At 51.6% G+C, this 11826-nt stretch carries 6 protein-coding genes; 3 read left to right on the forward strand and 3 right to left on the reverse strand.

What is annotated here, in order from left to right; all coding sequences use genetic code 11:
- Window positions 1–68 precede the first annotated feature (68 nt).
- Window positions 69–899 (forward strand): sterol desaturase family protein, encoded by an 831-nt coding sequence (locus ACJJIF_RS11355; RefSeq protein WP_444928460.1) that lies wholly within the window; start codon window positions 69–71, stop codon window positions 897–899.
- Between the two features lie 59 nt (window positions 900–958).
- On the opposite strand, the gene ACJJIF_RS11360 is transcribed toward ACJJIF_RS11355, so the two are convergent.
- From ACJJIF_RS11360 to ACJJIF_RS11370, 3 genes are all read right to left on the reverse strand, one after another.
- Window positions 959–1363, reverse strand: coding sequence for a DUF4345 family protein (locus ACJJIF_RS11360; protein ID WP_444928461.1), 405 nt, complete (start codon window positions 1361–1363; stop codon window positions 959–961).
- Between the two features lie 502 nt (window positions 1364–1865).
- A complete protein-coding gene (locus ACJJIF_RS11365; protein ID WP_444928462.1) occupies window positions 1866–2342 on the reverse strand; it encodes an Lrp/AsnC family transcriptional regulator in 477 nt (158 codons plus the stop codon).
- A gap of 139 nt (window positions 2343–2481) precedes the next feature.
- Window positions 2482–3681, reverse strand: coding sequence for a pyridoxal phosphate-dependent aminotransferase (locus tag ACJJIF_RS11370; RefSeq protein ID WP_444928463.1), 1200 nt, complete (start codon window positions 3679–3681; stop codon window positions 2482–2484).
- A 1241-nt stretch (window positions 3682–4922) separates the two neighbouring features.
- On the opposite strand from ACJJIF_RS11370, the gene ACJJIF_RS11375 reads away from it, so the two are divergent.
- Together ACJJIF_RS11375 and ACJJIF_RS11380 are read left to right on the forward strand one after the other, a co-directional pair.
- A complete protein-coding gene (locus ACJJIF_RS11375; RefSeq protein ID WP_444928464.1) occupies window positions 4923–7898 on the forward strand; it encodes a DUF2339 domain-containing protein in 2976 nt (991 codons plus the stop codon).
- 150 nt (window positions 7899–8048) lie between these two features.
- Window positions 8049–11237, forward strand: a complete 3189-nt coding sequence (locus tag ACJJIF_RS11380) for a DEAD/DEAH box helicase (RefSeq protein WP_444928465.1) — start codon at window positions 8049–8051, stop codon at window positions 11235–11237.
- The last annotated feature ends 589 nt before the right edge of the window (window positions 11238–11826 follow it).

The following is an 11826-nucleotide window of genomic DNA, read 5'->3' on the forward strand; positions in this document are numbered from 1 at the left end:
GGCTCACCGGGGCCCGCTTGAATACCGGTGAGTCTCCCCCTCAATAAAAGAATAATGATGGTGAGCATATGGATTTCTTAGTCGATATATCCCAGGACGCAGCCAAACACTTCCAGATGAGTTTATTTCGCTATGTACTGGCCGCATCGGTAATGAGCATTTTGGCCGGCTGGCTATTTCGCACCTGGATGAATCGGCGCCGCATTCAAAAGCGCCGCGCCGAGTGGAAGGATATTCGCCGGGAGGTGAGCTACTCGCTACTGACCGTGTGTATTTTCACATTGATCGGGGTGATTACCACCCTGTTACACGACCAGGGCTTGACCCATTTTTATTGGCAGTGGAGCGACTACCCCCTCTGGTGGAATCTGGCCAGCCTGCCCGCACTGATACTGATTCACGATACCTACTTTTACTGGACCCACAGGGGCATGCACCACCCGAGAATCTTTAAGCATTTTCACCGCCTGCACCATCAGTCCCGTATCCCTACGCCCTGGACCGCCTATAGTTTTTCTGTCGGGGAGGCCGTATTGATGGGGATTTTCTCCCCGATCGTTGCACTGATACTCCCCCTGCACCCCACAGTTTGGCTCACATTCCTATTTATCAGCATCTTCCGCAATGCCATGCTGCACACCGGCCGTGAATTCCACCCCCGCAGCTGGGTCGACGGCCCCATGGACCGATTGACCACCACCACACACCACGATCTGCACCACCAGCGCTTCCAGGGCAATTACGGCTTTTACTTCACTTGGTGGGATCGCTGGATGGGCACCGAATTCAAGGACTACAAGCAAGTCTTCCGGCAAGCGGTGGATGGTGAGTTACACGGGGGAGAAGAGGCGGGCACACTAGAAAATAACGGAGTAGAAGGGGTAAAAATACACGCTTAGCCCAGTTAAAGAGGCGCCGGGATTTTCCCGGCTTCCTCTCAATTATTCCAGCAAGCGCGCTAGTGACCGTGCCGCAAGGGCAACCAGCGGGATTCCCGGTAACAGTAAAGCCCCCAGAGAATGGCGACGACTTCGACCGCCAGCAGCGCCAAATTGCGCTGGTCGAAACCACTGAGAACTAACATCCCGTAGAGGCGCCCTAAAGCGAAACCGATATAGGCGATAGACAGCGCAGCGTAGGCGACCCTGCGATGAGGGCGCATAGCTAATGCCACCAGTAGCATTACCGCTATAGCCAGCATAAATCCGCCATAGGTCGCTATAAACTCGGGCAGCGCATCGGGGCGGACAAAGGAGAAGTTCACCTCATCTGCAAGGCTCTGCGGCTTAAACAGGGCCCAGAGACCAATAGAAGCAAAAACCAACAAGTTGAGAGTCAGGTAGACTCTTCCCAAGTATTTCAAACGATTCCCCTCTTATTGCTGTTACCCGGCCCCTTGCCAGCGGGCCGCCACCACTTTCGACTATTGCCACAGTATATATGAGGCACAGCCCGCCACTCTCAGGAACAAGTCACCAACTTGGTACAAAATAATGGGTTTATTCGTATCTCTCTAGCGAAAATACTATTAATCGGCAGCCCCGGCCCATCCAGCCAAGAACTGTGCTTTTAGGCGTCATATCACGGTAAAGCCACTCGATATTGTATCTTGCTCGCCTCCGCCCCAAGTGGCACTGGGGCAAACCAATCCACCCTGTCGGCTACCCAGCTCCTAATCGAGTGATTGCATAGGGGGCGTGTTCAACCGCGAAATAGGCCTGAGCCGGGTTTTTCAGCGAGAGCGCGGGCACTATTGTTTGCCGAAGTGTGACAGATTGGGGCAGCCGTGCGGGCCGGAGGGGGGATAGACTGAAAGCGGAGGCTTTCACCGGCACCCGAGCTAGCGGGCACCGGTTAATTTTGTATCAGTCCTGAAACAGGAGTTCCAGGGGATAGCCGGTAAAAGGCTTGGTTTTTTCAATCACCAGATGTGAGGTCATACGGGAGATAGCCGCGTCTTCATTGGCCAGCAACTGCTCTGAGACCCGATTAAAATCTGCCGCATCCGGGCAGACAAAGTGCAGCATATAATCGAACTCACCAGACATCTTTACGCAGGAAACGATCTGTGGGATATCGCTAATAATGCGTCGGAAATTCTCGCTGGTACGGGCGTCCTGCCGCTTTAGCGCGACGTTTACGTAAAACTCTGCATGTCGCACTTTATCCAGGTTGATTTCGGCGAAGAACTCACGGATATAGCGCTCGCTGGTCAGGCGCTTGACCCGGGCCAGGCAGGCACTTTCCGATAATCCAATTTTTTCACTCAAATTCAGGTTACTAGTACGCGCGTTCGATTGCAGAGCCTGCAAAATACGCAAATTATGCCGGTCAATTTTCACGGAGCTGTTTTCTTTTGAATCTGAAAGGGGGCAAGGATAGCGGTATTCGCCGGTGGCATAAACATTCCAGCCACCGGCGCGGGAAACTTGTGGTCAGCTCAACAGTAAATTGAGCGACAACCAGAGTCCCAGCAAAGGCCTAACCGGCCTGGCGGTTACCACTGGTGACGAACTGCTCTATGCGATCCAGGGCGCGCGACAACTCAGCTTCATTAGCAGCCAAGGTCAGGCGGACATGATTCACGGAGCTACTGCCGAATGGGGCGCCGGGCAGTACGGAGACGCGCTCGGCATCCAACAGGGCCTCGGCAAAAGTTTGGCCGGAGCTGGAGACTTTGGAGACATCGACCATAACAAACATCCCCGCTTCCGGGCTGTAGCAGCTCAGGCCCGGTATTTGCCCAACTCTCTCGACAATCAGATCACGGCGCCGCTGGTAGGCATCCCGCATCTGTTTTACAAAGTAGCTATCAAACTCCAGGGCAAAGGCCGCCGCCTCCTGAATAAACTGCGGGCAACCAAAGATAGTCGCCCCAGCAAAAGCGATCAGACGGTCCACCAGGGGGCCACGGGCCACGGCCCAGCCCAGGCGCCAACCGCTCATAGCATGAGATTTGGATAGGCCATCGACCACCACAATATTGTCCAGGGATTCCGCCGCCGTGCGCAGGGAGGTGTGGCGGCGGGTAAAGGTGATCATTGAGTAGACTTCATCGCACACCAGCCAGATATTGCGTTCGCGGCAATAGGCCGCCAATTCGCGCAGCTGCTCCGGCGTAGCCATAGCACCGGTGGGGTTTACCGGCGTATTGATCATCACGACTTTGGTCTGCTCACTGATGGAGGCTTTAATGGCCTCGACATCAAAAGCAAAGTTCGTCTCAGCCGGGCAGGTCACCCGCTTTACCGACAGCCGCAACGCATCGCAGATGGGGACATAGCCGATATACATCGGCTCGGGAATCACGATCTCTTCACCGGGATTTAGCAGGCAGGCGAGCACGGCATAGATAGCATTGGTTCCACCGGGGAAGACAACGACATCGTCTGGATTACAGGGGTGCGGGGAAACCTTGCTCTCGATATCCGCGATGGCCCTGCGCAGCATCGGTTCCCCTGCGGCGGGGGAGTAATGAGTGCGTCCCACCCCCAGGCGGGCGCGGGCAAAGTCGAGGATCGGTTCGGGGGTGTCAAAGTTGGGATCACCCACGCAGAGGAAGATCACATCCTCCCCTTTATCCGCGAGTTCATGCGCGCGATCACTCACAGCCCAAACATTTGCGTCCTCGCCATTCAAAGCCTCACTTTGCAAGCTGAACCTGGGGGTAAAATTTGTCACGTTCTTCACTATTTAGCAGCCATTTATAGGGGCTAAGGTAACAACCATCGGAGTAATCGATACCGCTATATGACCGTCAATTTCGCATTAGTGAGGAGTTTTCCCGGGGATTACCGCAGATAATGCGGGGGTAGCGCTGTGCAAGTGATTCGCGACTCAAAATAGGCATTTGGTTCCAAAAGCAGAAAGCAGCAGGTTAAAATTTGGGCGCCAACAGAGCGCGGGCAGCGAGTACAGCGCGGCGATGTCTTGTACCGGAAAGCCTCCCCCCACAACCCTGCAATTGAGCAGGCTTAATCAGCACCTGAGCGGACCCATAGGTCAAACTTAAAAATAATATACGGCCAACTGTGCGCGGATATCTATTACGGCTGCAACAAGCCCCCTCTGTGCACGCTGCGCCTGACCGGCACTGAGCCTCAGTACAACACGCTTTTTCGCTGCCGCCATCCAAAAGCCTTTTACCCAGGGAGTTTCTCAATAATTTCGTAATATCTCTGCACCTGGGGCGATTTTGCTATTCAAAAGTAACCGCCACCGGCGTTGCCGTAAAACAGGCTAATTATTATTTCTGAATCACGAATTAAAAATCACACACAAGATAAGTAATTACTGACTTTGCTTTTACTCTATTTCTCATTTGCGGAAATCAGCACTGATATATCCCAGCCACAAAACCGGGGCTTATTAATTCCATAGAAAAAAGGTTACTGCCAGTTACCTTTTTCAGAAAACTAATTACCTACTCGCTCTTGATTAAATAAAATTAGAAAAAAAGAAAGGATATCCTGCGCCTGGCAGCGGGATACGGTATCTATTAAATGAGTACGAAGATGTATTCACCGCACGCTGTGTATTTTTTCCTTCTACCCTGTAGTAACAAATAAAGCTATTAAGTAGAGAAGAAAGTAAGCAGCCAACTTCCCCCCAGCCATACTTGACCACCAATTTATAAATAGCAAAGCATACTGAGAGCAAGTACAGAGATAAAAGCTGTCAGAATTTATTTTACAGGCATTAATATCAGTATAAAATTGATAAAATAGCCCAGCATATCACTAGAAACACTAAAAAGAAAAGAGAAAGAACTATCGTATAAGGTGTGAATGCCGTTTACGAGCTTGCCTAGGTGTATTCACGGCCTATATCAGATGCCGTGAATTCTCTTCTTCTGACCGGGTAGCACTTGCCCCAAGAGATCGCTCAAGGTAGCCTCAAGAAAAAAATACTTCGAGCAAGTTATGGAAAGTGAACTGCAATCACTTCGTATGGAGCTGGCCCTGCTGGAGCGGGACAACCGCCGCCGCCTAGAAATATTCGAACAACGCTTATCGGCACTAGAGGCACAGATACAGCAGGACACAACCGGTCAATCCGCAGCCCCAGTTCCTGTCGCGGAGGAGCCTGAAGATGAGCTGACCCAGCTAGTCGGTTCCCAGGCTACAGAGCAGACGGCGCCCCCGACAATAACGCCACCCCGCCCACAGAGAACCCCAGCTGCACTGCGCCTGGGGGCGTGGATTGAACAGGCACTGCCAAGTCTGTTAGACCCGCTTCTGCAACCGGTTAGCCGGGTATGGGACTCCCTGATAAGCTTCTACCGCCATTACCACAGCCAGGGTAAGGCCCCGGTCTTTTTTATGACCGCTGCCGGTATCCTGGCGCTAGTGTTTGGTTTCACCTACCTACTACAGTTCTCGTTCAATACTTACCTGGGCCCCACCGGCAAAGTTATCCTGGGCTTTTTGGTAGCTGCGGCAACTACTGTCGGTGGTGTGGTCTTCAGACGGCGTATGCCGCATATGGCAGATTATGGCTCCGGGCTGATCGCACTGGGGGTGATTTTGCTCTACCTGTGTGGCTATTTTGCCGGGCCTTACTATCAGTTGGTCCCCATCCCTATCGGTGTAGGGCTGCTGGTTGTCACTACAGGGCTATCCTATTTACTCGCCCTGCTCTTTGAAACCCGGGTTGTGTCGATGGTGACCCTGCTGGGCGGGGCCTGCATGCCACTGGTCGCCAACCATTTTGATCCATCCGCAGTTATCTATCTCAGCTACCTATTGGTACTCGCATTCGCCATGCTGCACTTGTCCAAGCTGATCCGCTGGCGGCAGTTGGCCCTGGTTACCATGGCACTCAGCGCGGGGATGCTTGAGTTTTCAATTGCCAGACTCGATGAAGCCGCCTCTCCCTGGAGCCTGCTGCTGATACTGCATGGTTTCTTCTATGGATTTACTCACTACATTTTAGCCGGATTGAGTGACAGGGAATTGGATAAGAGGCGCCTCGGGATGCTGGTAGCAAACCTGGTGCTATTTATTCATATCAGCTGGTCCCTGGCACCCAGTGCCAATGCACTGGGCATCCTGTGGCTGCTCAATCTTATCCCCTGGGCAGTACTCGCAATCTATACATCCCAGCTATTTGGCTACCGCAGCAATGGTGATTCTGCCCGCAGCGTTCTCGCAATGGCATTACTCCATAGCGGCCTATTGGCGGGCCTGGCTTTTCTGGCCCTTTGCAGCCCGGAGTTCCTCGGCGGCGTATGGTGCCTTGAGGGGCTTATGCTGGTTTATCTCGGCGCGCACTTCGGTTTTATCAGCGTGCGCTCTGAGGGCTATATCGCTCTTGCACTTGCGGGGATAACCTTATTTTTTCAGGCCCTGGCCTGGGTGGCGGAAAGCCTGGTGCCCGCCCCAGTGCTCCTATCCCTAGAGCCCGACGCCGGCTGGATAAACTGGCTTACCCTCTGCGCTGCCGCCTTTGCCCTCACCCGGTTGCTGCGCTATAGCGCTGAAAAGCTCACGCCCCGAGAGCACTATTTCACCCGGGTTTCAGACCACGCTTTTGCCCTGCTGTTATCGGCTAGCTTTTTGCTGTCGGTAGGTATTATCTGGCCGGAAGGCATGTGGCTGCTGGCACCACTGCCAATGGTATTCCTGATCTGGCGCGGCCAGCGCATCAATTCGAGACTGAGCGAGTGGTTCGGGCTCTGGCATTACCTGCTGTTATTTATTCCCCTACTGGCCAGTGCAGCGGTGGTGGGCAACCTGCATTTCTACGATCAAATACCCTACGGTAAAATCGCCAGTATCGAAGCATTCCTGGGGCTTTGGCTGATCGCAGAGCTGTACCACCACCTGGATATACGCTCTCCTGGGCGGGAGCTGGCTCTGAAACTACGCAAACTGTTCTATGCCTTGCTGCCAGTCATTGCCCTGCCCACCATACTGTATAAAGCCAGTGACTACTTCACTATGGCCCTGTGGCTCTCAAGCGCTATTGCCCTATTTCTCTACACCCAGCTCAGAATGGCACATCTGAAGCTCGAGCTGCGTATTCTGCTTGCCAGTGCCAGTCTTGTCGCTATCGGCGGTTGCCTCCTGCGGGAATTCGGCGACTGGCAAGGTATGGCGATGGGGGGACTGCTGCTGGGTATCGGCAGTTTTATCGGGTTTTTATCCCTCGGTCAGGGCCTGAAACGACACCCCAGCGGTAGAGACTGGCAGCAGGCAATCCACCGGGCCCTGAAACCGCTATTTCCGCTGGCCTTCTATTATTACGCAGCGGTATTACTGATTATCGGTTACGCCCTGAGCCGTGATTTTGCCCTGTCCTTGCTGCTAACCCAGTGCTACTTTGCCAGTTTATTTTTCTTTATGCCCAGGCTGGCACCACTGCGCAATCAGCTCACGCCGATCTATCTACTGACACTGTGCCTATTTGGATTGATCACTTTCGGTCAAATCATTGCTGTTATTAACCAATCTCACACCGCCCAGTGGGTTGGGGCCTATAACCTGTTCTCCCTGGGAATTGCGATACTACTGGTGTATTACAAATCCCTAGCCAGCAAAGCCGTTTGGCCCGGCAAGCGGATGACTAGTTTGTGGCTGGTACATATTGCCGCTGCGATTATTTATATCGCTCTACTGGCACAACTACTCGATACGATGTGGTTGCCAGCGGTATCTTTCGCCCTGGTGGCCCATGCAACCCTACTGCTATTCCAGAGCTTAAAGCCCGACACGCAACAGCTGCTGAAGCTGTCGCTGATTCTCTATGGCGTAGCGACATTAAAGATTGTGCTTTGGGATATGCAGGACTTCTCCCTGATACAAAAAATAGTTGTTTGTATGCTGGTGGGACTATGTATGCTGGGTGCAGCCTTTCAGTATCAACGCTTTTTAACAGGGAATAGGCCGACTATCTAGATAGTCGGCGGCCTGCTTCTCGATGCCATAAGTATAGATAGCCTCTGTTGAAATTAGCCGCTCAAATAGCTAAAAAAACGGGTACCATTAGCACCAGCCGTATTCGACGAGCCTCAATCGCCAGCCAGCAGTAATCGTATAGAACAAAAAATGAACATCCCAATAAGTTTTAGCAGCCTATCCAGCCAACTTCCCACCAATAGTTTAACCAGAGGTAAAAATTACTTCCGCAATGGCTATGTTGAGGAATTTATCGTTTCACCTAATGGTGAAACTATTAGCGGCAGGGTAACAGGCTCCTATGCCAGTCACTACGAACAGTATATAGAGATCAGTGAAAATCCTATTTCGGGGACATTGGAAATTGATGGCGAGTGCTCCTGCCCGGTAGGTTATAACTGTAAACATGTAGCTGCGGTCTTGATGGCGGCCGCTAGTGAACAACAAAATTCATCGAAAAGTGATAGCTGGGAACAATGGCAAAGAGGCATCGTGGAGCGGCCGCAAGAAGTTTTTCTCAGCGGCCCCTCAGCCCGGGATCTGCTATACACCCTGGATTGGGATGACGAATATACCCCGGCGCGCGTCAAGGTGAGCGTATATTCCGCTCGACGCCTTAAAAATGGCGGTTATGGCAAACCCCAGCGCGAGTATTTCCATATCAATAGCGGCCTCGCCACCTCCAAAATCGACCAAAAAATCTTTGGTCTTCAGCAGCTGCTGTCACAATCCAGCTTCAAAAAAACTATTTCCGGAGAGGAAGGTGCTCTCCTGTTGAACAACCTGCTGCACAGCCAGCGTTTTTTTAGCAATATCCACACGCTAAGCCCTATTCAGTGGGGCGAAGCCGTCGCCCTAGATCTCAGTTGGGATGAGACCCGAGACAATTCAAAATTAACTCTAGAAGCGCCCGAGCTCCCTGAAAGTTGGAATTTAATCCCCACCAATCCACCTTTCTATTATTCCCCACAAACAAACAGCATCGGCCCGATTACCACGCCTGTTGATGGTGAGGCTCTCAATGAGCTTAGCGCTATGCCAGCCATATCAAAAGATAAAATGGCCGATGCATTAACTTTCCTCAACCATCAATATGCTAGTAGTAACCTGCCCGCACCCAAGTCACTTCCGATCACCATAATTGACGATCCATTGCAGCCCTGCCTAGTCCTTAAATCCACTCCCGTACCGGAAGAGCATAGCAACCTATACACTGCCAGTTTCCATATCCAATATGGCCCACTCGTGATCAGTGCCGCAGAGCTTTTGGCCGAGAATTACGCAGAAAACAATATCTACACGCAGGGGGGCAAACTATATCAAGTCGAGCGGGATCTTGAGGATGAAGCCAAAGAGCTGCATGCGTTATTACATTGGCGCTGGAGCCTGGCGGCCGATGGCGCCGGGGAACCAACCCTATACTTCTCTGACGAGGGCGCAGGCCAAAGTGTTATAGAACGCTGGAACACATTTTTAACCAAGGGTATCCCGCAGCTTGAGGACGCGGGCTGGCTTATTGAGATCGACGATAACTTCTCTTTAACGGTCCACGAAATTGACGACTGGGACTGGCAAACTGAACCCGCCGACAACGACTGGTTTTCCCTCAGCGCCACAGTTGATATCGAGGGCCAAGCCATTCCCCTGCTCCCGCTACTGTTGCAATATTTGGAGCTGGGCTACAGCGCTGGCGACGACGAAGAAATACTGCTGCCTCTGGACGAGGGTCAATATATCCGTCTACCCACAGAACTATTCCACAACCTGTGTGCGGTTTTAGAAGAGTGGTACGACAGTGAATCCCAAAACCTCAAAGTGCCCAAGTTTGCGGTACCAGAAATACCGAATGCCGATTCCGCCTGGCAGAGCAATAAAGACCTAAAAGCGCTGGCGAAAAGCCTGCAAAAGGGACCACAAAGCGTCAAACCCCCCAGGGCACTTAGGGCACAGTTACGCCCCTATCAGCAGGCGGGCTTTGAGTGGCTGCAACACCTGCGCAAACTCAATATGAATGGTATTCTCGCCGATGATATGGGCCTCGGTAAAACCCTACAGGGGCTCGCACATATTCTTAAAGAGAAGGAGAGCCGGCGCTTAACCGACCCCGCCCTGGTGGTGGTGCCCACCAGTTTAGTCGGCAACTGGCTAAGCGAAGCCCAGCGCTTTGCTCCAACATTAAAATCACTGTTACTCCACGGCCCTGACCGGCATGAGAATTTCCCACTTATTCCCCAGTCAGATCTGGTGATAACCACCTACCCACTGATTGTACGGGACAGTGAGCTATTACAAGACTACAACTTTCACCTATTGGTTCTCGATGAAGCCCAGGTAATTAAAAACCCCAAATCCAAAGCGGCACAATTACTGCGCACCTTCAGCGCCACCCACAAGGTATGCCTGACCGGAACACCACTGGAAAACCACCTGGGCGAACTGTGGGCACTGTTTGACTACCTGATGCCCGGCTTTTTACACAGCCAAAAAAGATTTAACGGCCTTTACCGAACCCCCATTGAAAAACAGGCCAATGAAAATAAACAGCAAATTTTAAACCAGAGAATCACTCCATTTATTTTGCGCCGCACTAAACAGGAAGTTGCCACCGAACTGCCGCCAAAGACAGAAATCATTCAGCGGGTTAGCCTCGACTCTTCCCAAGCGGCACTGTATGAAACCGTGCGTTCGGTGATGGAGAAACGGGTTCGGGACCTGATGAAAAAGAAGGGACTCAATCGCTCTCATATCGAAATCTTGGATGCCCTACTGAAATTACGGCAAATCTGCTGTGATCCCGGGCTGGTTAAACTGGAGAAAGCGAAGAAAGTTAAGCAGTCGGCCAAACTGGAAGCACTGATGGATATGCTCCCAGAGATGGTGGAGGAAGGCCGCAAGATACTGGTATTCTCCCAATTTACCGAGATGCTCGGCAAAATTTCCAGCGCCTTGGATGAGCACGCAATCCCCTATGTCAAACTGACCGGGCGCACGCGCAAGCGCCAGGAAGCGATCGACGCTTTCCAAAATGGTGAAGTTCCCGTATTTCTGATCAGCCTGAAAGCCGGTGGCGTCGGCCTAAACCTCACCGCCGCTGATACCGTCATTCACTACGACCCCTGGTGGAATCCGGCGGTAGAAAACCAGGCAACCGACCGCGCATACCGCATCGGCCAGGACAAACCGGTGTTTGTGTATAAGTTAATCTGCGAAAATACCGTCGAGGAAAAAATCATCGATATGCAGGCGCACAAGCAGGCACTGGCAGATGCGATTTACAGTAAAGATGGAAAAAGTGCTGCCTTGGATTCGGAGCAGTGGTTGTCACTGTTTCAGGATTAAATCACTTGAGAGGGGCTCTAATAGAGCCCCTGGCTTCCTCGCGAAGCCAAGTGGTCCCAGGCCTCTTTACACCAGCGGAACCAACTGCACCGGCTATTGGAGCGAATGTGTTAGCGATAGGCTCCAACCCGTTTGATAGCTTTGGTTTTCTTGCCTAACACCATGCCCTCTTTGTTCAGTTAGCCTCCGCTGCCGAAATTGAGGGCCGTACCTCTCTAAAAGGACTACACCACTCAGATTGGCAAGCCTCTGGTGATTAGTAAACAGCCCTTAAAGCCTATATTACGCCTGTGAAAACTTAACGACTAAACCAATAAACTCAGCGCAGTGGAGGTTTGTAAAACCATGATCATAGCTTTCCATCTCAAGGCCAATAATAGAACACCTGAAAAATACCCTCCTAAATATTAGCTATATAATTTTAGCTTTATTTGGCTTCTACTAGAGCCACCCTTTCACCAGCACCAATCAAGCTCCATTAGAAAACAAATAACATATACCTACTTTATTCTCAAAGAAAAACAAATCTATGTTTTATTTTTATTCTTCTAAGACACGGATTACATTTCAGCACCAAGAAATTAAAAAT

It is taken from the genome of Microbulbifer regidiadema (SeqCode), assembly GCF_052467605.1.